This window comes from Candidatus Pantoea bituminis (genome assembly GCF_018842675.1).
In the GTDB taxonomy this organism is placed as follows: domain Bacteria; phylum Pseudomonadota; class Gammaproteobacteria; order Enterobacterales; family Enterobacteriaceae; genus Pantoea; species Pantoea phytostimulans.
On record NZ_JAGTWO010000004.1, the window covers coordinates 300,964 to 325,547 of the forward strand.

General features: G+C 51.5%; 16 protein-coding genes, 3 tRNA genes and 3 pseudogenes. 13 read left to right on the forward strand and 9 right to left on the reverse strand.

Going from position 1 to position 24,584, the window contains the following annotated elements:
* Positions 1–125: 125 nt before the first annotated feature.
* A pseudogene (gene yhdP, locus KQP84_RS05155) lies at positions 126–3,955 on the forward strand (AsmA2 domain-containing protein YhdP).
* 64 nt (positions 3,956–4,019) lie between these two features.
* Positions 4,020–5,465: a metalloprotease TldD gene (tldD, locus tag KQP84_RS05160; RefSeq protein WP_215845456.1), complete on the forward strand. Its 1,446-nt coding sequence runs from the start codon at positions 4,020–4,022 to the stop codon at positions 5,463–5,465.
* 33 nt (positions 5,466–5,498) lie between these two features.
* On the opposite strand, the gene aaeR is transcribed toward tldD, so the two are convergent.
* On the reverse strand, positions 5,499–6,416 hold the full coding sequence (aaeR, locus tag KQP84_RS05165) for an HTH-type transcriptional activator AaeR (protein ID WP_215845457.1): 918 nt from the start codon (positions 6,414–6,416) through the stop codon (positions 5,499–5,501).
* A 245-nt stretch (positions 6,417–6,661) separates the two neighbouring features.
* Here aaeR and aaeX point away from each other — a divergent pair, with 245 nt between their 5' ends.
* From aaeX to KQP84_RS05195, 5 genes and pseudogenes are all read left to right on the forward strand, one after another.
* The gene (gene aaeX, locus KQP84_RS05175) at positions 6,662–6,865 is read left to right on the forward strand and encodes a p-hydroxybenzoic acid efflux pump operon protein AaeX (protein ID WP_031375118.1); all 204 of its coding nucleotides are present in this window, start codon (positions 6,662–6,664) and stop codon (positions 6,863–6,865) included.
* Positions 6,866–6,872: 7 nt separating this feature from the next.
* Positions 6,873–7,805 (forward strand): p-hydroxybenzoic acid efflux pump subunit AaeA, encoded by a 933-nt coding sequence (aaeA, locus tag KQP84_RS05180; protein WP_215845458.1) that lies wholly within the window; start codon positions 6,873–6,875, stop codon positions 7,803–7,805.
* Positions 7,806–7,810: 5 nt separating this feature from the next.
* A complete protein-coding gene (gene aaeB / locus KQP84_RS05185; protein WP_215845459.1) occupies positions 7,811–9,763 on the forward strand; it encodes a p-hydroxybenzoic acid efflux pump subunit AaeB in 1,953 nt (650 codons plus the stop codon).
* Positions 9,764–9,875: 112 nt separating this feature from the next.
* Positions 9,876–11,329 (forward strand): annotated as a pseudogene (locus KQP84_RS05190) (NAD-dependent succinate-semialdehyde dehydrogenase).
* 59 nt (positions 11,330–11,388) lie between these two features.
* Positions 11,389–11,658: a barstar family protein gene (locus tag KQP84_RS05195; protein WP_215845460.1), complete on the forward strand. Its 270-nt coding sequence runs from the start codon at positions 11,389–11,391 to the stop codon at positions 11,656–11,658.
* A 59-nt stretch (positions 11,659–11,717) separates the two neighbouring features.
* Here KQP84_RS05195 and yhcN (KQP84_RS05200) read toward each other — a convergent pair whose 3' ends face one another.
* The 4 genes from yhcN (KQP84_RS05200) to argR all read right to left on the reverse strand — a co-directional run bounded on the left by yhcN (KQP84_RS05200) (position 11,718) and on the right by argR (position 13,658).
* Positions 11,718–11,981 (reverse strand): peroxide/acid stress response protein YhcN, encoded by a 264-nt coding sequence (gene yhcN / locus KQP84_RS05200; protein WP_215845461.1) that lies wholly within the window; start codon positions 11,979–11,981, stop codon positions 11,718–11,720.
* 97 nt (positions 11,982–12,078) lie between these two features.
* Positions 12,079–12,345 (reverse strand): YdgH/BhsA/McbA-like domain containing protein, encoded by a 267-nt coding sequence (locus tag KQP84_RS05205; RefSeq protein ID WP_215845462.1) that lies wholly within the window; start codon positions 12,343–12,345, stop codon positions 12,079–12,081.
* A 92-nt stretch (positions 12,346–12,437) separates the two neighbouring features.
* Complete coding sequence (gene yhcN / locus KQP84_RS05210) at positions 12,438–12,701, reverse strand: peroxide/acid stress response protein YhcN (protein WP_215845463.1); 264 nt, start codon at positions 12,699–12,701, stop codon at positions 12,438–12,440.
* Between the two features lie 486 nt (positions 12,702–13,187).
* Entirely contained in the window at positions 13,188–13,658 is a 471-nt protein-coding gene (gene argR / locus KQP84_RS05215; RefSeq protein ID WP_215845464.1) for a transcriptional regulator ArgR, read from the reverse strand.
* Positions 13,659–14,088: 430 nt separating this feature from the next.
* Between argR and mdh the strand changes: the two genes are divergently transcribed.
* Positions 14,089–15,027 (forward strand): malate dehydrogenase, encoded by a 939-nt coding sequence (gene mdh, locus KQP84_RS05220; protein WP_215845465.1) that lies wholly within the window; start codon positions 14,089–14,091, stop codon positions 15,025–15,027.
* Between the two features lie 73 nt (positions 15,028–15,100).
* Here the strand turns inward: mdh and mscM are convergent, their stop codons facing one another.
* From mscM to rsgA, 3 genes are all read right to left on the reverse strand, one after another.
* On the reverse strand, positions 15,101–18,436 hold the full coding sequence (gene mscM, locus KQP84_RS05225; RefSeq protein ID WP_215845466.1) for a miniconductance mechanosensitive channel MscM: 3,336 nt from the start codon (positions 18,434–18,436) through the stop codon (positions 15,101–15,103).
* A 14-nt stretch (positions 18,437–18,450) separates the two neighbouring features.
* A complete protein-coding gene (gene asd, locus KQP84_RS05230; RefSeq protein ID WP_215845467.1) occupies positions 18,451–19,350 on the reverse strand; it encodes an archaetidylserine decarboxylase in 900 nt (299 codons plus the stop codon).
* Positions 19,351–19,436: 86 nt separating this feature from the next.
* A complete protein-coding gene (gene rsgA, locus KQP84_RS05235; RefSeq protein WP_215845468.1) occupies positions 19,437–20,483 on the reverse strand; it encodes a small ribosomal subunit biogenesis GTPase RsgA in 1,047 nt (348 codons plus the stop codon).
* Positions 20,484–20,586: 103 nt separating this feature from the next.
* On the opposite strand from rsgA, the gene orn reads away from it, so the two are divergent.
* From orn to KQP84_RS05255, 4 genes are all read left to right on the forward strand, one after another.
* Positions 20,587–21,135 (forward strand): oligoribonuclease, encoded by a 549-nt coding sequence (orn, locus tag KQP84_RS05240; RefSeq protein ID WP_215845469.1) that lies wholly within the window; start codon positions 20,587–20,589, stop codon positions 21,133–21,135.
* A gap of 154 nt (positions 21,136–21,289) precedes the next feature.
* Positions 21,290–21,365 (forward strand) — tRNA-Gly (locus KQP84_RS05245).
* 30 nt (positions 21,366–21,395) lie between these two features.
* Positions 21,396–21,471 (forward strand) — tRNA-Gly (locus KQP84_RS05250).
* Positions 21,472–21,503: 32 nt separating this feature from the next.
* Positions 21,504–21,579: transfer RNA gene (locus tag KQP84_RS05255), tRNA-Gly, on the forward strand.
* A 351-nt stretch (positions 21,580–21,930) separates the two neighbouring features.
* Here KQP84_RS05255 and queG read toward each other — a convergent pair.
* On the reverse strand, positions 21,931–23,070 hold the full coding sequence (queG, locus tag KQP84_RS05260; protein WP_215845470.1) for a tRNA epoxyqueuosine(34) reductase QueG: 1,140 nt from the start codon (positions 23,068–23,070) through the stop codon (positions 21,931–21,933).
* On the opposite strand from queG, the pseudogene nnr reads away from it, so the two are divergent.
* A pseudogene (gene nnr / locus KQP84_RS05265) lies at positions 23,069–24,581 on the forward strand (bifunctional ADP-dependent NAD(P)H-hydrate dehydratase/NAD(P)H-hydrate epimerase). The gene queG and the pseudogene nnr sit on opposite strands and share 2 nt — an antisense overlap.
* The last annotated feature ends 3 nt before the right edge of the window (positions 24,582–24,584 follow it).

Sequence of the window (24,584 nt, forward strand, 5' to 3'; positions counted from 1 at the left end):
TGGTCGGGCTAAAAAGCGCCCATGTTTGGGTTAAAATGCACATTCATACCGCTTATTTTTGTCTGATGACGGTTGGGTATGAGAATGAATCCTCCGTCATTCGCGGAAGGCAAGGAGAAGTGTGAGTGAGGCAGTTGCCGAGGATCTTGTTACTGCTGGTCGCGACAGTCATCGTGATTGTCGCGCTGCTTGTCAGTGGGCTGCGTCTGGCGATGCCGCATCTCGACAGCTATCGCAGTAACATTTTGCAGATTGCTTCCAATGCCAGCGGCATGCCGATAAAGGCGAGCAAGCTGCAGGGCAAATGGGAGAACTTCGGCCCAACGCTGGAAATTCACGACCTCAACGTAGAAATGAAGGACAGCGACAAGCTGACCATTGCCCGGGTTAATCTGGCGCTGGATGTGTGGCAATCTTTGCTGCATTGGCGCTGGCAGTTCCGTGATCTGACCTTCTGGCAGCTGCATCTCGACAGCAACCGCCCGCTGCTGGCGAGTGATGAACAGAAAAATAGCTTCAAGCCAGCCCAAATCAACGAACTCTTTTTGCGCCAGTTTGATCACTTCGATCTGCGCGACAGCTCAATACGCTTTCTCACCCCTTCAGGCCAACACGCCGAACTGGCGATCCCTAAGCTCACCTGGGTAAACGAAAAACGCGTCACCGCGCCGAAGGTGAAGTCAGTCTTTCCAGTTTTACCGGCCAACATGGCGTGGTGCAGGTGCGCCTCAATCTCAACGATAGCGAAGGTTTACTTAACGACGGGCGCATCTGGATGCAGGCGGACGACGTAGATGTACGGCCATGGTTAGGACGCTGGATGCGCGATAACACGCGTCTCGACAGCGCGCGCTTTAGCCTTGCGGCATGGGTTAATTTGCGTGAAGGCGAAATCTATGCAGGTGATTTATTGTTGCGCAAAGGCGGCGCGCGCTGGCAGGGCGAGGGAGGGCCGCATCAGCTGCAGGTTGATGGCCTGACTGCACATCTTTCACGTTATCAAAATGGCTGGGCGGTGAATGTGCCGCAAACCAAACTCAGCACCGATGGTATAGCCTGGCCCGCGGGACATTTCGCGTTGCTGTGGCGACCTGAAGACAAACAATTGCTGGGAGCGAATCAGCAGGCTGAAGTGCGCGTCCGCGCGACGCAGTTAAATTTAGAGCACATTGCGCCGCTGGTGCCGCTTTTTGCGCCGTTATCGCCAGCCTTGTTCGATAACTGGCGCGCCGTGCGACCGCAAGGCACCATTGAAGGACTGGCACTGGATATCCCGTTACAGCAGCCAGAAAATACCCGCATGCAGGTAAAATGGCGCGATTTTAGCTGGCAACACTGGAAGCTGTTGCCAGGGATCAGCAAGCTGAACGGTGAAGCACGCGGCAGCCTGGTGAATGGTCAAGTGAAAGTGGATATGGGCCGTGCCGATGTGCCGTATGGCGACATGTTCCAGGCTCCGCTGGAAATTGATCAAATCACGGGGTCAATGAGCTGGCTACGTGATGATCATGGATTGACCCTGGATGGCAAAGATCTCGACGTGCAGGCACGTTCGCTCTGGGCGCGCGGCGGTTTCCGTTATCAACAGAACAGGGGCAGCGAGCCACGCCTGGATATCCTTGCTGGCATTAACCTGACCAATGCCGGTGATGCATGGCGCTATTTCCCGGTTCCGCTGATGGGGCATAACTTAACCCATTATCTCAGCGGTGCGATTAAAGGCGGCAAGGTGGACAATGCCACGCTGCTGTTTGCCGGTAATCCCAAACTGTTCCCGTTCAAACATAACGATGGCATGTTCCAGGTTTGGGTGCCGCTGCGTCAGGCAACGTATGCTTTTCAGCCTAAATGGCCAGCTATCAATAATCTCGACATCGATCTCAACTTCATCAATGACGGTTTGTGGATGAATGCGCCAGCCGCAAAGCTGGGCGACGTTAATGTTCGCAATATCAGCGCTATTATTCCTGATTATCTCAAAGAGAAGCTGATTATTGATGGCGACGTAAGCGGCGAGGGCAGCCAAATTGCTGACTACTTCCAGCAAACGCCGTTGAAAAGCTCTTTGGGCGCGGCATTAGAGCAGTTACAGATTGGCGGCAATACACGCGGCCACCTTAATCTGGATATCCCGCTGAATGGCAAACTGGTGCATGCCAGCGGTAACGTGGTAATGAATAATAACTCGCTACATATCAAGCCGCTCAACACGACATTGACCAACCTGACGGGCCGATTCCGTTACAACAACGGTAATTTAGACAGTGAGGAAATGCAGGCGAACTGGTTTGGTCAGCCGCTGGGCGTCACTTTCAGCACCAAAGAAAATCCCGACGATTTTGGTGTGAGCGTCAAACTGTTGGGCGACTGGCAGCCGGGCAAAATCACGCAAATCCCACAGCAATTTCGTAGCCAGCTCGGCGGTCATTTGCCATGGCAAGGCAATGTTGATATTACGCTGCCGCATAAAGGCGGCGCACGTTATGAGATTGGGATTAAAGGCGAAGCGAAAGAAGTAAGTAGTCGCTTACCTGCGCCGCTAGATAAAAAAGGCGGCGAAGCGATGCCGATCACTATCAAAGCCAGCGGTGATCTGAAGCGTTTTGAACTCAGTGGCAGCATTGATGAGCGCCATCGCTTTAACAGCCGGTGGTTGCTGGAACCGCAGTTGCGCGTTGATCGCGGCATCTGGCTGAATGATGCGAAACGTACACCCGCGCTGCCTGAAAACACCGGCATGGTGTTGAACTTACCGGCGCTGGATGGCGAAGCCTGGACGGCGTTGATGGCCGGTAGCAGCGACGGTAATGGCGGCACTAAAACGACGCAAAGTGCGCGACAAGTTGGCGGTGCGACTATTCCTGGCAACATCATTCTACGTAGCCCAGCGGTCAAGCTGGCAGGACAGCAGTGGCATGATATTGATGCGACGCTGGCAGAAAATGCCAACGGTAATACGCAGGTTTCAGTAAAAGGTAAAGAAATCCAAGGGCAACTGGCCATATCACCTTCTGCGCCATGGCAGATTGCACTCGATTACCTTTATTACAATCCACAATGGGGCGATAGTCAGGCGAAAAGCGCGTCACCGTTGTCGCAGCAATCCAGCCAAATTAATTTCAGTGGCTGGCCGGCGTTACAACTTCGCTGCAGCGAGTGCTGGTTAATGGGTCAAAAATATGGCCGCATGCAGGCCACGTTGCAACCTAAAGGTGATACGTTAGCGCTTACTAACGGTTCAGTGGATACGGGTAGCTCAAAACTCAACATTCAGGGTGAATGGGTAAACCGACCTAACGACCAGCGCACTTCACTAAAAGGCACCCTGAAAGGCCAAAACATCAATAATGCGACCAACTGGTTTGGGATGAACACGCCGCTGCGCGACGCACCGTTTAACATCGATTACGATCTGCACTGGCGTTCAGCGCCGTGGCAGCCTTCAGAGAAAACGCTGAGCGGCACGTTAAAAACGCATTTCGGCAAAGGCCAAATCGCTGATGTGAATACCGGTACCGCCGGTCAAATTCTGCGGCTGTTCAGCTTTGACGCGCTGCTACGCAAGCTCCGCTTTGACTTCAATGACACCTTCAATCAGGGATTCTATTTCGATTCAATTAATGGCACCGCATGGATTGAAAATGGCGTGATGAGAACGGATAACCTGTTGGTGGACGGGCTTGAAGCGGACATTGCCATGCAAGGCAAGATGGATTTAGTGCAGCGTCGCATTGATATGGAAGCGGTGGTTGCGCCGGAAATTTCCGCCTCGGTCGGCGTTGCGGCGGCATTTGTCGTGAATCCTGTGGTGGGTGCCGCGGTATTTGCCGCCAGTAAGGTATTGGGACCACTGTGGAACAAAATATCGCTGCTGCGTTATCACATCAGCGGACCGCTGGATAAACCGGAAATCAATGAAGTGCTGCGCAAACCGCGTGAAAACGGCACCAAGTGAATTTGACGCCGTACCGGAATTGCCGCAGGCTATGATTATCCGAGCACATAATGAGTGAGAAACGATGACTCTGAACCTGGTAAGTGAGCAGTTGCTAACTGCTAACAGCATTAATCAGCAGGACCTTTTTTCCCTGTTAGGGCAGCTTTCAGAACGTCGTCTGGATTATGCCGATCTCTATTTTCAGTCCAGTTTCCACGAATCCTGGGTGCTGGAAGACAAAATCATTAAAGATGGCTCCTACCATATTGATCAAGGTGTTGGCGTGCGCGCGGTTAGCGGTGAAAAAACCGGTTTCGCCTATGCTGACCAAATCACTTTGAATGCGCTGCGTCTGTCGTCTGAAGCAGCACGCAGTATCGTGCGTGAGCAAGGTGATGGCAAAGCGCATACGCTGTCAGCGGTGATAAACCGCTCGCTCTATGCACCGACTAATCCGTTGGATAGTCTGACGCGTGAAGACAAAATTGCACTGCTGCACCGTGTTGATCAGGTTGCGCGTGCTGCCGATGCGCGCGTGCAGGAAGTCAGCGCCAGCCTGAGCGGTGTTTACGAGCAAGTGCTGGTGGCCGCAACCGACGGTACGCTGGCGGCGGATGTCCGTCCGCTGGTCCGTCTTTCTATCAGTGTTCAGGTGGAAGACAACGGCAAGCGCGAGCGTGGCTCAAGCGGTGGCGGTGGCCGCACAGGTTATGAATTTTTCCTCGCCGATGAAAACGGTGACGTACGTGCTGATGCCTGGGCACGTGAAGCGGTACGCATGGCGTTAGTTAATCTTTCTGCCGTCGCCGCGCCTGCTGGCACCTTGCCGGTGGTGTTGGGCGCAGGCTGGCCGGGCGTGCTGTTACACGAAGCTGTTGGACATGGTCTGGAAGGTGATTTCAACCGCCGCGGTACGTCTGTGTTCAGCGGTAAAATGGGGCAACTGGTCGCCTCCGATCTCTGTACCGTGGTTGATGACGGCACGATTGATGGCCTGCGCGGTTCGCTGGCAATTGACGATGAAGGTGTGCCTGGCCAATACAATGTGCTGATCGAAAACGGCGTGCTGAAAGGTTACATGCAGGACAAGCTCAATGCGCGCTTAATGGGTGTGAAGCCAACCGGCAATGGCCGACGTGAATCCTATGCTCATCTGCCGATGCCGCGTATGACAAACACCTACATGCTGGCGGGTAAATCTACCCCGCAAGAGATCATTGAAAGCGTTGAGTACGGCTTGTATGCGCCTAACTTCGGTGGTGGCCAGGTCGATATCACGTCCGGGAAATTTGTGTTCTCAACGTCGGAAGCTTATCTGATTGAAAAGGGTAAAGTGACCAAACCGGTGAAAGGCGCGACGCTGATCGGTTCTGGCATTGAAGCTATGCAGCAGATTTCCATGGTCGGTAATGATCTGGCACTGGATAAAGGTGTTGGCGTTTGCGGTAAAGAAGGCCAAAGCCTGCCTGTTGGCGTAGGTCAGCCCACGTTGAAACTCGACAAACTCACCATCGGCGGCACCGCCTGATGTGTTAAAAACAACCCGCCACCCGGCGGGTTGTTAGCTTTTACGGTGCTGCTGATACTGTTCGGCGACCTGTTCAAAATACTCTGTCAGATAATCGATACAGACCTGTACCTTAAGCGGCAGTTTATCTTTTTCGGTATATAACGCATAAACCGGACGCGGATCGGATTGATACTGCGGAAATAAAATATCAATCTCGCCTGCTTTAATCTCTTCAATCACCCACATCATTGGCACGTAAGCGATGCCATTGCCCGCTTTTAACCAGCGAATCAACGTCAGTGAATCATTAGTGACGAAACGTCCCTGCGGTGATAACCGCGTAACCAAACCTTCCGGGGCGATTAACTCGAAATTGTTGTCAGGCCGCACGCTGTATTCCAGCCAGGCAAAGTTATCGATATCGCTGGGTTTTTCCGGCGTTCCCTGCTGCGCCAGATAACTTTTTGCTGCACAGACCACCATTGGCATAGCGCCAAGGCGGCGGGAGAACAGGCTGGAATCTTTCAATGCACCGACACGAATCACTAAGTCCAGCCCATCCGCTATTAAGTCTGGCGCGGGAATACCGGTGACCAAATTAACGCTAAGCCCGGGATATTCACGCAGCATATCGCTGGTCATGCCGGCGAGAACGTTCTGCGCCATGGTGGATGAACTGCCGATGCGCAGTACACCAATGGGCGTATTATTGAAGGCATAAAGCTGCTCATGAACCTGCATCGCTTCTGCCAGCATGCGGCGACAGCCTTGATAATAAATTTTTCCTGCTTCAGTCAGTCCAATACTGCGCGTGCTGCGATTAAGAAGTTTAACCTGCAGCTCATCTTCCAGTTTCGCAACAATTTGACTGATAGACGAAACGCTAAGATGAAGTTGACGTGCAGCGGCGGTAAAAGAACCCATTTCAACCACTTTGGCGAAAATGGACATGCCTTTTAGTCGTTCCATTGTTTACTCTGGCTAAAAAGTGATTTAGATCACATTCGGTAGAAAACGTATAGTCAAGCGCGTTACTATAAGCGCGCCGGGGTATTACCCGGTGATTCTTCATTGCCTGATATCACCCGATGATACGCTATTATTAAGCCATCCGTGGTTCGGATGTGGTGTTCAGCTGTTCGTTATCTTCGATAACATTAATGGGTTCAATTAGGCAACGGATTATCCCGGCAAGGTCGAACTAAGGATTTCTGATGAGTGTGCTTCCGGTATTTGTCATGTTTGGGCTCTCTTTTCCGCCCGTTTTCATTGAACTGATTATTTCACTGATGCTGTTCTGGTTGGTGAAGCGTGTGCTGACGCCCAGCGGTATTTACGATCTTGTCTGGCATCCGGCACTTTTTAATACAGCACTTTACTGCTGTGTGTTTTACCTTGTATCCCGTCTATTTGTCTGAGGTTTAAGTGAAAACGCTCATAAGAAAAATCGCGCGTTACGCGATTACCATTCTGTTAGTCATCATCGCAGTCATCATCATTTTTCGCGCTTGGGTGTTTTACACCGAATCGCCGTGGACGCGTGATGCCAAATTCTCAGCCGATATCGTAGCGATCTCACCCGATGTCACTGGTTTGATCACAGATGTCCCGATTCACGACAACCAGTTAGTGAAGAAGGGTGACACGCTGTTTGTGGTGGATCGCCCGCGCTATCAAAAGGCGTTGGATCAATCCCAGGCGGATGTTGAGTATTATCAGGCGTTGGTCAGCGAAAAACGCCGTGAAGCTGGACGACGTAATCAGCTGGGCACTTCTGCGATGTCGCGTGAAGCGATTGATCAAGCCAACAACGATCTGCAAACCAGCGAGCATCAGTTAGCGAAATCCATTGCTACGCGCGATCTGGCGAAAATTGATCTCGACCGCACCACGATCAAGGCACCGTCTGACGGTTGGGTAACCAACCTTAACGTTTTTGAAGGTGAATACATCACGCGCGGCTCAGTCGCGGTGGCGCTGGTGCAGCAACATTCGTTCTATGTGCTGGCATATCTGGAAGAGACCAAGCTGCACGGCGTTCAGCAAGGTTTCCGCGCAGAAGTCACACCTTTAGGCAGTAACGTGGTGTTACGCGGCACGGTAGACAGCGTTGCCGCGGGTGTGACAAACAGCAGCAGTTCGGTAGATACCAAAGGTATGGCAACCGTGGATTCAAATCTTGAATGGGTACGTTTGGCACAACGTGTGCCGGTACGTATTCGTCTCGATCAGCAGCCCGGTAATCGCTTCCCGGCGGGCACCACCGCAACAGTGGTTATCACCGGAAAAGAGGATCGCCAACATACCAATGCCTCGCCGATGAGCAAGCTGTTCAATCGCCTGCGTGAGTTCGGTTAAGGGTTATGATTGAGTTTCTGCGTTTCCCGGTAAAGCTCAGTTTCGCGCTGGTCGCAGCGTTGATGATCGGCTTTCACCTCAATCTTGAAACGCCACGCTGGGCGGTGATGACCGCAGGGATTGTCGCTGGCGGCACCGCCTTTGCTGCAGGTGGCGATCCCTATTCTGGCGCGCTGCGCTATCGCGGCATCCTCCGTATTATCGGTACTTTCATTGGTTGTATCGCTGCGCTAACCATCATGATTGCGACCGTGCGTGCGCCGGTGGTGATGCTACTACTGTGCTGCATCTGGGCCGGTTTATGCGTTTGGCTCTCCTCGCTGATTAAAGTTGAAAACTCTTATGCGCTGGGATTAGCCGGGTATACCGCGTTGATTATCGTGGTTACTGCGGATGCCAGCGGCGGCCTGACGTTAGCACCGCAATATGCCGTAGAGCGTTGCAGCGAAATCGTTTTAGGGATCTTGTGTGCGATCCTCGCCGACATGATCTTCTCACCGCGATCGATTAAAAAAGTGATCGATCAGGAAGTTGATTCACTGCTGGTGGCGCACTACAAATTGCTGCAACTTTGCGTTGCACATGGTGACAAAGAGGAAGTGGATAAAGCGTGGGCCGCATTGGTGCGTCGTACCACTGCACTTAACAGCATGCGCAGCCAGCTGATGATGGAATCTTCGCGCTGGCAGAACGCTAATCGCCGCCTGCAAATGCTGAATACCTTATCGCTGACGCTGATTACCCAAGCGGCGGAAACGTTTTTGATACAAAACGCCCGACCAGATTACATCGCGCCGCAGTATCGTTTGCTGATTGAAAAAGAGGTTGAAAGCGTCGAAGACGTGCACCAGCGTATGAAGATTATGCGTCGGGTGCTGGGCGTCAGCAGTAAAACCTCGCCGCTCACGCTGGCGAGCTGGGTCGGCGCAGCCACAGAATATTTGCTGTTGATCAACGGCATCAGAAGTAATAGCCGTATCACCGCGCTGGAAGAGGAGATTTTACAGCGTGAGGTAGTGATTCAGGCACGATCAGCAGAAACGCATCATGCAATGATCAACGGTATCCGTACCTTTGTAGCAACGGCGCTGGGCTCGTTGTTTTGGCTTTATACCGGATGGACTTCTGGTAGCGGCTGCATGGTGATGCTGGCAGTCATCACCGCGCTGGCGATGCGTATGCCAAATCCGTTGATGATGGCCAAAGACTTTCTGTATGGCATGACGGTGGCGGTGCCATTGGGGGCACTCTACTTTATGTATGTGTTGCCGGGCACCCAGCAAAGCGCGCTCCTGTTGTGTATTGCCATTGGATTGCTGGGTCTCATCGGCGGTATCTTTGTTCAGCGACGCCAGTTGGGTACGCTGGGTGCGCTGATCGGCACCATCAACGTGCTGGTGCTGGATAATCCGATGCAGTTCGAGTTCAACGTTTTCCTCGATAACGTGCTGGGCCAGGTCATTGGTTGTTTTGTGGCGATGATGGTAATTCTGCTGATTCGCGATAAATCAAAAGAGCGCACCGGCCGCAAATTGTTGAACCGCTTCATGTATGCAGCCGTATCAGCGATGACCACCAATCAGGCACGACGTCGTGAAAACCACCTGCCTGCGCTCTATCAGCAACTCTTTCTACTGTTGAATCTGTTTCCTGGCGATATAGATAAGTACCGCATCGCGCTCACGTTGATTATCGGTCATCAGCGTCTACGTAATGCCGAAGTGCCGGTTAATGCTGACTTATCGGCCTATCATCGCCAGCTTCGCTATACCGCTGATCGGGTGATCTCTGCCAGCAGCGATGACAAGCGGCGTTATTACTTTGAGCGTTTGCTGCAAGAACTGGATGTTTATCAAGAAAAATTGCAGCAGTACGAAGCGCCAGCTAGCGTCACTGAGCCGGTAAAACGGCTGGCACTGATGTTAAGTAAATACCAGAATACGCTCATCCAAATCTGAAACTGGCCGCTGCGTACCGCAGCGGCCTGCGCAATGCCATTCCTTCATAAAACCTGTCGCTTTTGCCAACTATACTTTCTTGACGGAAAGTGAAACTGACAGGAGCGAATCAATGAGTACTTCACTACAAGACAGCGAACTGTTTCAGACCGGCTACCTGGCTGATGGCAAATGGCATCGCGCTGCCGCCACCTTTGACGTGACCAATCCCGCTACAGGCGAGGTAATAGCGCAGGTCGCAAAAGCAGGGAAAAGCGAAACCGAACAGGCGATTGCTGCGGCTGAACGCGCCTTTCCTGCCTGGCGAGCGCAAACGGCTAAAGCCCGCGCAGATATTCTTAATCGCTGGTATCAGCTGATGATTGAGAACAAACACTGGCTTGGTCAGCTAATGACAGCTGAACAAGGTAAGCCTGTAAAAGAAGCTGAAGGCGAAGTGGAATATGCCGCCAGTTTTATTCAGTGGTTTGCTGAGCAGGCCAAGCGTGCAAATGGTGAAATTATTCCTCCGGCCAAAGCGGGATCGCGCATTCTTGCTACACGTGAACCGATTGGTGTGGTGGCCGCTATCACGCCATGGAATTTCCCCATGGCAATGCTGACGCGCAAGCTGGGACCCGCACTGGCAGCGGGCTGTACCGGTATTATTAAACCCGCAAATAACACGCCGTTGAGTGCGTTTGCCTTGCTGGCGTTGGCAAAAAAGCGGGCGTGCCGGATGGCGTATTGAATGCTGTCGCTGGCGACACACATGCTATCAGCGACGCGATCATGGCCAGCAAAGTGGTGCGCAAGATCTCTTTCACCGGCTCCACGGAAGTCGGCAAGCTGCTGATGCGTAACGCCGCCGAAACCATGAAAAAAGTGTCGATGGAGCTAGGCGGCAACGCGCCTTACATCGTGTTTGATGATGCAGATATTGATGCAGCGGTACAGGGCGCGATTGCCAATAAGTTCCGCAATGCCGGGCAGGTCTGCGTCAGCGTCAATCGCTTTTATATCCATAATGCCGTTTACGACCGCTTTGTTAACCAACTCGCCGACGAAGTGAAAAAACTTAAAGTAGGCAATGGCATGGAAGAGGGTGTGATTGTTGGACCGTTGATTGAGTCTTCAGCGGTAGAGAAAGTAGAACAGCATGTTAAAGACGCGATAGCTAAAGGCGGCAAAGTACTGGTGGGAGGAGAACGTCACGCATTGGGTGGCAATTTCTGGCAACCCACGGTCATTACTGAGGCGCATGAAGGGATGAAACTGGCACAGGAAGAGACGTTTGGTCCTGTGGCAGCATGCTTCCGCTTTGATGATGAAGATGACGTTATTCGCCGCGCTAATGACACAGAGTTTGGCCTGGCTGCCTACTTCTATACGCAGAATTTGCAGCGCGTTTTTCGCGTTTCAGCCGCGCTGGAAAGCGGCATGATTGGTATTAATGAATGCGCGGTATCAACTGAACTGGCGCCGTTTGGCGGCGTTAAAGAGTCTGGATTAGGGCGCGAAGGATCGGTGCTTGGCATGGAAGAATACCTGGAAATCAAAGCGCTGCATCTGGGCGGTCTGAACTAGTTTCATCACTACGGACGACGAAAGCGGTCGTCCGCAGTGGGAGGATGGGAGCTGTCCGCATGAAAAACGAGTGTTTTGACTTTAATGAGATCGTTGATCAAGCCCATTTCTTTCGCCAGTTCAGCGAACGTTTTGCTTTGGAAGATCGGCGTATCTGTGATCTGGATGGATTATGGGAAGTTGTCACAGGTGAAATATTGCCTATGCCGCTACACATCGAATTTGTGAACTTAGGCAAGGGACAGAAAAGACGCTACGGCGCGCTAATTTTATTATTTGATGAAGCAGAAGAGGAGCTGGAAGGTCAACTCCATTTCAATGTCAAATAACAACGAAAAAGGGCCCCGACGAGCGGGGCCAAAGGGTTCGTCAAGAAACTGACGAGGAATTATTTATAGAGCTCAGCGGTGAGGTGATAATTATCACCGGTACGTGCTTCAATCACTTTATAAGCGCTGGCACCTTGCTCATCGGCTTTCTGAGAAAGCTGCGCACGATAATCCATTGGTGCGCCAGCCGTACCACTAATGGTGATGGTTCCCGCAGGCTGCATATTTTGTGCTTGCTGTTCAGTCACTAGCTGGGCAGCAGATGCGCCAAAAGCGATAACTGAAAGCAGGCTAACTGTAGCGATGGTTGCTTTGATTTTCATAATTCGTCTCCTCATTACAATCAACAACCTGCGGAATTCAAAGATGAAGCGGGTCGTCGATATGTGTCAGGTGTCGTTTAAACACCGGTTCGGTTAATTATTTATACAGCTCAGCTGTCACGTGATAGGTGTTGTCTTGATTGTTCTCGATAACACGATAGTGGCTGGCACCTTGCGCATCGGCTTTCTCAGAAAGCACTTCACGGATATTCGTCTGATCACCATCACGACCACTTACGGTAATGGTTTGATTCATAGGCTGTAGAGTCTGCGCCTGTTGATTTGAAACCAAGCTGGCAGCGCTAGCGCCAAATGACAGAACAGAAGCCAGACTTAATACGGCAAGGGTTAATTTGGTTTTCATGATTCACTCTCCTGAAATTTGAGGTGGCAACCCGAAGTGCATATGCGCGCTTCAAAAAGGCCGCCCGTTATCTGTTGTCTTGTCGCCTGAACTTAGTTGTAAAGTTCAGCCGTCGCGTGGTAGTTGCCGTTGTTGTAAGCCTCAATCACACGATAGGCTTTTGCGCCTTGCTGATCGGCTTTATCACTCAGCTTCTGGTTGATATCCATTGGCGAGCCAGCGACACCGCTAACACTTATGGTGCCAACGGACTGCAAATTTTGCGCTTGCGAAGTATTGATAGAATCAGCTGCAACAGCACCAAATGACAGGGCAGATAGAATACTCAGGGTGGCGATAGTGGTTTTAACGTTCATATATATTTCCTCGTCGTCTGTTTTTATCTTTTTGTTTGTGTGATTCGCATCACGGAAACAAGTATAGAACTAATAACGGAAGAAATTAATACTCTGCTAATAATGTTTTTTTGCGATTCTTTATCCTTATGACATATTTTAATAACCTTAAGTTATAAAAAGTGGTTAAAAAATGATCTTTTGTGGTTAATTTCATGTTAAAACAGTGACATGCATCACTTTATCTTTTTGTGCGAAAAGTAGTGGTCGATATGGCTGCAAGTTGATTTAGATCTGGGTAATGACGCTAAGTCTGTGATGTAAAGCAGTGTAAAATAGCGCAAATGGTTAAGTTGGCGCAAAGGTTTAACCATTTGCGCGCAGCGCTAAATATGAAGCGCTGTAATATCAATATATTGAATTTTAAGAAAAAATTTGAGTTTCTTGTGTAACAGAGAGAAAAGAACGCGTAACCGGCAGGTTAACTGCCGGCAGCCAAAGCGGGGTTTATAGCTCTTGTTCGAATAAAACCAGAATAGCGTCGTGCAGTTGTTTAACTGTGAAGGCGCGGGCAGGGGTGATAAAGATGGTGTCATCACCTGCAATGGTGCCAAGAATACCTTCTGATTTTCCTAAGGAGTCCAGCAAGCGTGCAATCAACTGAGCCGCGCCGGGGCTGGTATGAATCACCACCAGTGCATCGTTGTAATCGATATCCAGCACCAAATTTTTCAGTGGACTGGTGGTGGTGGGCACGCCTAATTCTGCAGGTAAACAGTAAACCATCTCCATTTTGGCGTTGCGAGTACGCACTGCGCCAAACTTGGTGAGCATACGAGAAACCTTTGACTGGTTAATATTCTCGAAGCCTTCATCCTGCAGCGCCTGAACAATCTCGCCTTGGGAACTGAACTTTTCTTCTTTTAATAAGGCTTTAAAGGCCTTAATCAGATCGTCTTGTTTGGATGGGTTTCGCATAGGTTACCAATAAAAAAGGGGAATAACCGGGATTCAGCCCACGGCAGAGCGATGATTATGCATTTAAATGAATTTTTATTCAATTGGTTAGCAAGTGAGCTATCTGAAGCGGCCAGCGGGCGTGGATAATAGCAAAGATTTTTGTTCAGACCAAAACCGCGCTTTATGACGCATCAGGGCAAAGGTTGCAAAGTTGTTATACTATTGGAGATGTAGCAACAGATAACGAACACAGCCGTTCTCTGTCTGCAGACGGCGAAGTTGTCGGTCATTCAGGTAATGAGATGATAAGTAATTATTGAATCCGGAGATTAAGCGCGTTAGCACGTAGAATGAGCGCGGATAATCGTCATCGCCTGAGCTGTTGATTAAGGTCTGACTCAGATGGAATTTCGGCTCTTCTCTGCCCCACCTTAATAAGGAGTCACGAATGAAAGTTGCCGTCCTCGGTGCTGCAGGTGGCATTGGCCAAGCGCTCGCACTCTTACTCAAAACGCAGCTTCCTGCGGGTTCAGAACTCACCCTTTATGATATCGCCGCGGTTACGCCTGGCGTCGCTGTCGATCTCAGCCATATTCCTACTGCGGTAAAAATTCAAGGTTTCAGTGGAGAAGATGCCACGCCAGCCCTGACAGGCGCTGACGTAGTATTAATTTCTGCCGGTGTGGCACGTAAGCCCGGCATGGATCGCGCTGACCTGTTTAACGTCAACGCGGGCATTGTCCGTAACCTGATTGATCAGGTTGCTCAAACTGCACCTAAAGCGTTAATTGGCGTCATCACTAATCCCGTCAACACTACGGTAGCCATTGCCGCTGAAGTGCTTAAAAAACATGGCGTGTATGATAAAAACCGCCTGTTTGGTGTCACTACGCTCGATATCATTCGCGCCAATACTTTTGTTGCTGAACTAAAAGGCAAATCACCGGGCGATATTGAAGTTCCAGTCATCGGTGGGCATTCGGGCGTGACTATTCTGCCGCTGCTGTCACAGGTTAAAGGCGTCAGCTTTAGCGATCAGGAAGTCAGGGACTTAACCAAACGCATTCAGAATGCAGGTACTGAAGTGGTAGAAGCCAAAGCGGGTGGCGGTTCAGCAACGTTATCCATGGGACAAGCGGCAGCGCGCCTTGGCTTGTCACTGGTACGCGCCTTACAAGGCGAAGAGAACGTGGTGGAATGTGCCTATGTCGAAGGCGATGGGGAATATGCGCGCTTTTTCTCACAACCGCTGCTGCTGGGAAAAAATGGCGTCGCTGAACGCAAGCCTTTGGGTAACTTAAGCAGTTTTGAGCAGCAGGCACTGGATGGCATGTTGGAAACCCTGAAGAAAGATATCGCGCAGGGTGAAGAGTTTGTGAAGCAGTAAGCGTGAGATAAACAGAAAAACGCCCGGTCTAACCGGGCGTTTTTGTTTACACTTTGTCCCTACAAATCTTTTTCTACAAACCACCTGATTTGAAATTACGTGACGCGGGCGCGCCATTGGTCGCTGGCGCTTTCTTGCCCAACGTTTCCATTCGCATCTGGAATGGAGGGAAGGGCATTTCAATGCCGTGCTGGTCAAAGCCTTGCAGGATGAGCTGATGCAATTCATGGCGCAGCGGCATGCGATGCCCCATCTCAGCGGCATGAACACGCAATTCAAACAGTTGAATGCCCTGCTGTAAATCAACCAGGAATGCTTCTGGTGGCGGAGTATCCAGAACATAACTGCAGCGCTCGGCGGCCTGTTTCAAAATGGTCGTAACCTCTTCACTGCTCACTTTCGCAGGCGCTGGAATGGTTAACACCACACGTGTTACTGAATCTGACAAGGACCAGTTAACAAACTGCTCGGTAATGAACGCTTTGTTAGGCACGATAATCTCTTTGCGGTCCCAATCGGTAATGGTGGTCGCACGGGTATTGATTCGGGTGATGCTGCCGGTGAGATCGCGAATTGTCACGGTATCACCGATGCGAATAGGTTTTTCAAACAGAATAATCAGGCCAGAAATAAAGTTGGCGAAAATCTCCTGCAAACCAAAGCCCAATCCAACACCGAGTGCGGCGACCAGCCACTGCAGTTTCGACCACTCAATACCGATCAATGAGAAACCCAGCAGGCCACCAATTAGCAGCAACACATATTTGGTTAGCGTGGTAATGGCGTAACCGGTGCCAGGCGTAAGATCAAGGTGTTGTAGCAGAGCCAACTCCAACAGTGCGGGCATGTTACGTACCAGCTGCGTGGTGATAATAAACACCAGGATCGCAATCAACACTGAGCCAAGCGTGATCGGTTGAATGCTCTCGACGCCTTGTATAGACGTGTTCACATCCCACAGACGGATATTCTCAAGGAAGCCGAAGGCCGAATGAATTTCTGACCACAGGACAATCACCGAAACCAAAGCAATCAAGGTGAGAATAGAACGCACCAGCCGCAACGATTGCGCACTAATGGCATCAAGATCAATGACCGGTTCTTCTATCTCAATCGCATCCACATTTTGCGCGCCTTGCTCTTTCTCTTCTTCGCTGCGCGCGCGATTTGCCAGTATATCGGCACGGCGTGCGCGGGCACGATCAAAGCCGAGGCGACGGCGCTGAATCAACATCCAGCGACGAATAATGTGGTAAATGATCAGCAACAGGAACCAGATCGCTACCGAGGTTTCCAGACGTGCCAACAGCGCCTGCGCGGTCGCCAGATAACCAATCGCCGAGGCGAGGGCGGCGAGCAGGGGGATCGCAATCATCAAATTCCACAACACGCGGTTAATGATGTTTTCGCCGTTGCCTTCTTTATCCAGATGTAACGGAATACCGGCACGTTTCAGGCTAACGGTAACCAGGCTGATTGCTCCGCAGATCAGGATAAAACAGAGGCGGCCTAGCGAGGAGGAGAACTGGCGATCCTCGAGGTTGCTAAAGGCGATCAGCAACATAATCAGCGGCACAATCAGGCCGATACTCAGCGAGTAATAACGCATTGCGCGCGCCACGCGGCTCTGGGGCCAGCGGAAGTGCACAATAAACAAACCGTTTTTACGTGCAAATGCAGCGCTGATCATAAACGCCCACAGCAGCGGCAGCGTGGCGGTAATGCCATCGCCAATCGCAACTGCGATCGGATAAGGCCAGGCATTTTGCAAACCATAACCCAGCGCGCCCCATAATACCGGCAGCGGTAACGCCACCAGAATCGACCAAAACACGGTGCGAATCGTCAGGCGAAAACGATCCTGCGTTACCTTGCCGACTTTGCTGGCAGAGCGATCAAGGAAGCCGTTGAAATGGCGGCGTGAACTAATACTGAAACCCACCAATAAAACCGCGCCGATAATAGGCAGCACCGTAGCACGGCTGGTAAACATCATCGCCAGCGCTTTGCCGAGCTGGCCTAAGGTGTCGAGCGACAGCAGACGCGACAGATCCTTAGCCAGCTCCAGCGGATAACTCAAACTAATGGGGCTGACGTCGGCAGTCCAGAAAAGGTAGCGATGTGTCGCGTCTTTGACTTCTGTTAACGCATCCTGAAGCTGCGTGTTAGCGACCTTCAGCTTGGTGATTTCAAGGATCAAGGTATCGCAGCCGGAGATCAGCGAATTCAGCAGTTCGCGCTGGGTTTTCAGCTGCGCATCAAGAATACGTTTTTGATCATTGGTGAAAGGCTGTCCATCGGCCTGATGCGCTTTACGCAACGCATCCTGACGTTCCAGCAAATCTTCATAATAGAGGCGCTGCACCCGCAGCTGCGCCATCTCGTTATCAATCTGTTGGGACTTCGGCATCTCCGGTAAGCGGGCAACCTGAGCCCGCAACGCTTCGCCCAGTAAGCTCGATGCACCCAGCCATTGCGACTGTTCGCGTAACGTGGTGAGCGCCTGACGCACCTGAATAATTTGATTGGTAGCCAGTCGCTGTTGCGAAGCCACCAAATCCATACGCTGCGCCTGCTGATTCAGCGCACCCGAAAGGTCGCGGTTAACCCGGAACTGATCGCTGATTGATGGCGGGAGATCGCCACTGTTTTCCGCCAACTGCTCTGTCCGCGCTAACGCCAGTTCAGCTTCGCGCTGGCGCTGGTCGTTGAGCTGATTACGCAGTAACTGAAGATAGTTATCTAACTGTGCGGCTTTGCGTTGATGCGCATCCGCGCGCATGCGTGCCAGCTCCTGGCGATTATTGGCTGACAGCTGTGCCAGTTCTATCTCATCAACGCGCGCTTTGTTCGCGGCATTTTCTGCCTGACGTGCGGCCAATTGCGTCTGTGATTGCGGCGTGGTGCCGCCGTTGCCTGCGCTTTGCAAACGACGCTCACTTTCAGTCATGGCGCGACGCGCTTCTGTCTGATCCTGCGGCAGTTGAGAGAGGGAGTCACTGATTTCACGCGCGCGATCTTGCTCCTGCTGAGCCTGCCGTCCCTCTTCCAGCAACTGGCTGCTGACCTGCAGGATCTCTTGATCCAATTCAGCGCTGCTCATCGTCGTTCGAAGGGTTTTAGGACTGTCGTTTAGCGAGGCAATTTGCTGGCGTATTTCACGGGAAAGGCGCGGGAAGTCATCAATAACTTGCTGATACTGCCGGGCCCGTTCCAGTGATTCATCACGTTCAGAAAGGGAATTTAGCGCAGCTTCAAGCGACTGAATCTGTTCCGCCTGTGCCGGAGAGCTTTTAGCGGCTTTCGCCTCTTCCAGCTGCTGTTTTAAAGAACTGGCTTCCGGAACGCTGGCCGCCAAGGCTGAGGTGCTGAGCCACAGGCTCAGCAGCAAGAAGAGGATCGAACGCAAAGGGAACACTCAATTTAGTCGACGATAACGTCAGAAACGTGGGGCGCCATCGGTAGCGTCATCGCCAGCGGTTGGCCCAAACGTGTTTTACTTTCAGCTTCCAGGCTTTCTGCCAGTTTTATGCGGCCTGGTGCGAACAAGTTAATGACCGTCGAGCCCAGCTTGAAGCGGCCCATTTCCTGACCTTTCAATAACACCACTGCGCCTTCATCATCAGCCGCAGGATAGTGCCAACGTTTAATCACACCTTCACGCGGCGGCGTAATGGTACCTGCCCACACAGTTTCAATGCTGCCGACAATGGTGGCACCCACCAGGATCTGCACCATTGGGCCAATATCCGTCTCGAAATAGCAGATGACGCGCTCGTTGCGAGCAAAAAGATTGGTAATGTTGCGCGCGGTAAGCGGGTTTACTGAATAGAGATCGCCTGGCACGTAAATCATTTCGCGCAGGATGCCATTGCACGGCATATGTACACGGTGATAATCACGCGGTGCCAGATAAGTCGTTACAAACTCGCCATCGCGGAACTTCGCCGCCATCTGCTCATTACCGGCCAGCAGTGCTTCGAGGGTGTAATGATGGCCTTTAGCCTGAAAAATCTGATTACCATCAATATGGCCAAGCTGGCTAATTGCGCCATCGGCGGGCAGGGCGATCAGGTTTGCATCAAGGTCAATCGGGCGCGCGTCATCTTTCAACGGGCGAACAAAGAAATCGTTGAAAGTGCGGTAGCTAGCGGTATCAGATTTGCGCGCTTCCGCCATGTCAACTTTGTAGAACCAGACGAAGATGTCGATGACCAGTTTGGTCAACCAACCACCGCGGCGACTGGCGCCCCAACCGGCAAGTTCAGTCAGCCATTTTTTCGGGAGAACATGATTCAAGCCGAGTTTTAAACGATCAAACACCTTAGCCTCCTGGCTATTTATCGTGACGTTAAGAAAAATGGGGGCGGATTGTAGCAGCGCCCCGGTCAGATGGCGAATACCGGCCGTTATTCTTCGCTGGCGAAGTTTTTACGCGTCTTTACCTGCGCCATGCTTTCCAAAATGCGGTGATAGTTCTCGAAACGGGAAATGTTAATTTTACCTGCTTCTACCGCTTCGCGGATAGCGCAACCCGGATCGGTGTCATGCTTGCAATCACGGAATTTGCAATCGCCAAGAAACTCACGGAATTCGACAAATCCACGGGTGATTTGTTCCGGCTCAAGATGCCATAAACCAAACTCGCGCACGCCCGGTGAATCGATCACATCGCCGCCATTGGGAAAGTGATACATACGTGAAGCGGTGGTGGTGTGCTGGCCGAGGCCGGAGGCATCTGAAACATCTTTGGTCAGAATGGCCGTTTGCTCTTCGCGATCAAGGCCGAGCAGCGCATTCAGCAGGCTGGATTTACCCACACCCGATTGGCCGGCAAAAATGCTGACGCGATCGTTCAGCGCTTCCTGCAGTTCATCAAGGCCGTTTTTTGCCCGACTGGACACCATCAACACGCGGTAGCCAATCTGGCGATAGATATCCATCTGCTCATCAACAAAGGCGCGTGCCTTTTCGTCCAGCAGGTCGGTTTTGTTCAGCACCAACAGCGGCTCAATATCCAGCGTTTCACTGGCGACCAGATAACGATCGATGATGTTAAGCGACAGCTCTGGCAGAATCGCCGAAACAATAATTATTTGATCGATATTGGCAGCGATGGGTTTTACGCCATCGTAAAAATCGGGACGGGTCAATACGCTGGTGCGTTCATGCACCGCTTCGACGATCCCTTTACCACCACTGTGGGCAGGACGCCATAAAACGCGATCGCCGGTCACTAATGAACGGATGGTGCGGCGAATGTTACAACGATGGGCGATGCCCGCACTGTCTTCGACGTCGGCATGCATCCCGAAACGGCTGACCACCACGCCATCAGCAGCTTCACCAAACAGATTGTCGTCAGCTTCCGGGCGATCTTTCCGCTGATTAAGACGACGATCGTGGTTAGCACTTACGCGACGTTGTTGACCTTTCGACAGTTTATTTTTGCTCACTAACCCTCACACGGCTTTCGCCTGGTTTCGCCCCGCTGGGCAAAACGTCTATGATACACCCTAATCACAGTTAATGACGACTACAGCAACGGCAGGTAACAGCATGGCTACTGGAAATGAAAACAATCTGATCTGGATTGATCTTGAGATGACCGGCCTCGATCCGGAACGCGATCGTATTATTGAAATCGCGACCATCGTGACCGATGCCGATTTGAACATCCTGGCAGAAGGCCCGGTGATGGCGGTGCGTCAGTCTGATGCACAACTGGCGCTGATGGATGAGTGGAACGTGCGTACCCATACCAACAGCGGTTTGGTTGAGCGCGTAAAAGCCAGTGAATTTGACGATCGGTCGGCAGAGTTGGCGACCATTGAGTTTTTGAAAAAATGGGTGCCAGCCAATACTTCGCCTATTTGTGGTAACAGCATTGGGCAGGATCGTCGCTTCCTGTTCAAATACATGCCGGAACTGGAAGCCTACTTCCATTACCGCTATCTGGATGTCAGCACCCTGAAAGAGTTAGCGCGTCGCTGGAAGCCGGGTATTTTGCCAGGCTTCAAAAAAACCGGAACGCATCAGGCGCTGGATGATATTCGTGAATCCATTGCCGAGCTGGTTTATTACCGCGAGCACTTTTTGCAGCTTTAAGCGTCAGGCGGTGCGCAGGAAATCGCCAGTTTGTTGATTTAATCAGCAAACGCATCGAAAGCGAAAAATTTTGCTTTCAGGCACTTGCAGCAGCAACGATTTCTCGTATAATGCGCACCCCGTACCGGTGAAGAATTTATTAACGGTACAAGGCGCGGGAATAGCTCAGTTGGTAGAGCACGACCTTGCCAAGGTCGGGGTCGCGAGTTCGAGTCTCGTTTCCCGCTCCAAATTTTTTTAGCAGTAGCAGTATCCTCTTTGCGGGAATAGCTCAGTTGGTAGAGCACGACCTTGCCAAGGTCGGGGTCGCGAGTTCGAGTCTCGTTTCCCGCTCCAAAATGTGTTTAGCAGTTGCAGTACCCTTCTATGCGGGAATAGCTCAGTTGGTAGAGCACGACCTTGCCAAGGTCGGGGTCGCGAGTTCGAGTCTCGTTTCCCGCTCCAAATTTTTTTGATGACATAAAATCAGCCAGTTATATAACACGTTGATTGTTGTTGCTGTCGACGCTTTTCTAAAGGTTATCCACAGCGCTACACGCCGTCATCTATGCCATTCACAGCGATCTACAAAACTCTTTTAAACAGAGTTATCCACAGCTTTGATTAGCAAGCCAAGCGATAGCCCAATTCTTAAATAAACACAATTTCAGCGTAACCTATTGAATAATAAGTTAATGAAAATATTTCAATTTGTTATTTAAGCGACTTGATAATGTTATGTCGTTTGAATGACAACAGCTTTTTATTTTTATTCACAAGGTGTGGAAAAACTTTTTTGACTAGCATGTTGCTCAATCATGCATCACGCGGTAATCCTTTCTCCACTGCACGAACCAGCCGTTTTTGTTGAGCCGGCTGCACTTCAATAGCCAGCTGCTCACGTTTCTGCTGCTGCTGTAGTAATGCCCATTCAATATGCTCATCTAACAAAGCCTGTTCTCCCCGACGCTGTTGTAACGCTGCTACCACTTCCGTTGACCAGGGTGCATTGCCTAACGCGACAGCAATATTACGCAGCCAGCGGGAATGCCCAATCCGGCGAATGGCAGAACCTTCGGTAATACGCAGAAATTTTGCTTCATCCCAGCCAAAAAGATCGATCAACTCAGGCGCATGCAGCGCTGCTCGCGGTGAAAAATCGGGTTCATCACTTAATTGCCCGTAGCGATTCCATGGGCAGATCAGCTGGCAATCGTCACAGCCATAAATTCTGTTGCCCATTAACGGACGGAACTCTTCCGGGATCGCCCCTTCCAACTCAATGGTGAGATAGGAAATACAGCGGCGTGCATCCACTACGTAGGGTTCGACAATCGCATTGGTTGGGCAAATGGTCATGCAGGCTACGCAGCGTCCGCAGTTTTCTTCCTGTGGCGCATCAATCGGCAACGGCAGATCAATTAATAATTCGCCAAGGAAAAACCATGAGCCCGCTTCCCGGTTGAGAATCAGTGAATGTTTGCCGGTCCAGCCCAAGCCCGCTTTGGCGGCGAGCGGGCGTTCAAGCAGCGGCGCAGAATCAACAAATGGGCGGAAGTTAAGCTCGCCGCAGTGTGCCTGGATCATTTCTCCGAGCTTTTTCAGTCGATTGCGCAATACTTTGTGGTAATCACGTCCCAAAGCATAACGACTGACGTAGCCCAGTTGGGGATTTTTCAGCGTACTGGCAAAGGCGGCTTTTGCCGGAAGATAATTCATGCGGACACTGATGACGCGCAGTGTCCCAGGCAACAGCTCGTGCGGCCGGGCACGCATCATACCGTGGCGCGCCATCCAATCCATTTCGCCATGATATTGCTTATCCAGCCACTCTTGCAGACGCGGCTCTTCCGCGCTGAGATCGGTATCGGTAATGCCGACCTGCTGAAAGCCGAGATCTAATCCCCACTGTTTAATGTGTTGAGCGAGTTGATGAAGATCGAGAGGGTATGACATGAGTAACCAGGATTCGAAGAAAAACAGGGGCAGTTTACCATATTCTGTCTGGCCTGCGCAGGCACTGGCGCAGCTAGAGCGTGAAGGCGCCGATACGCTCGGGATTACCTTATATGAACTGATGCTGCGCGCCGGTCAGGCTGCCTATGAGCACAGTCAAACCCATTGGCCTGAGGCGCAGAGCTGGTTAATTTTGTGCGGTCACGGTAACAATGGTGGTGATGGTTATGTGGTGGCGCGGCTGGCACAAGCGGCGGGAAAACAGGTTACGCTGCTGGCCTGTGAAGGGAAAAAGCCGCTTCCTGAAGAAGCACAATCCGCGCGTGACGCCTGGCTTGAGGCGGGGAGAAATCCATGCGGCCGATGCAAGCTGGCCCGAAAAAGTTGATCTCATTATTGATGCGCTATTGGGCACTGGAATCAATCGGGCGCCAGCGGAACCTTATGCCACTTTGATTCAGCAGGCAAACAGGCATGCTGCGCCGGTTTTATCCATTGATATGCCGTCCGGTCTGTCTGCCGCCACCGGCAGTGCGCCTGGCGATGTCGTTGATGCAACCCATACGTTGAGCTTTATTGCGCTGAAACCGGGTCAAATCACCGGTAAAGCCCGCGATTACATTGGCGAGCTGAATTATGCAGATTTAGGCTTGAGCGCCTATTTGTCCGGTGAAACAGCACCTATGGCACGTTTTGACGCCTGCTTTTTGTCACACTGGTTGAAACCTCGTAAACCTACCTCACATAAAGGCAATCAGGGACGTTTGCTGGTCGTGGGTGGCGATGCAGGAACCGCAGGCGCTATTCGCATGACTTCAGAAGCTGCACTGCGCACCGGCAGTGGTTTAGTGCGAGTACTCACTCACAAAGATAACATCGCGCCGATTCTGACTGCACGGCCAGAAATCATGGTAGATGAATTAACCGATGAACGGTTGAGCGAGGCGCTGGAATGGGCAGATGTGATTGCCATTGGCCCAGGTTTAGGACAGCGAGATTGGGGTAAGAAGGCACTGAAAAGCGTCGCTGAAAGCGAAAAGCCGATGCTTTGGGATGCTGATGCTCTTAACCTGCTGGCAATCAGTGCGGAGAAACGTCAGAATCGCATCATTACGCCACATCCAGGTGAAGCGGCTCGCCTGCTGGGAATAAAGACCAGCGAAATTGAGAGTGACCGCTTACATGCCGCGCAAGCTTTAGCAAATCGCTATGGTGGTGTTGTGGTATTAAAAGGCGCGGGAACGATTATCGCCAGCGAAGCGGGTGAAATGGCTTTTGCTGATGTAGGGAACGCAGGGATGGCTTCAGGCGGAATGGGCGATGTGCTGAGCGGTATTATCGCCTCGCTGATGGGGCAAAAATTGGCGCTGTTCGATGCGGCTTGTGCGGGTTGTGTGGCGCATGGCGCTGCAGCCGATGCGGTGGCAGCGAAACGCGGCACCCGCGGCATGTTAGCGACAGACTTATTCGATCTGCTGTGGCAGTTTGTTAATCCAGAGATGAATCAATAATAA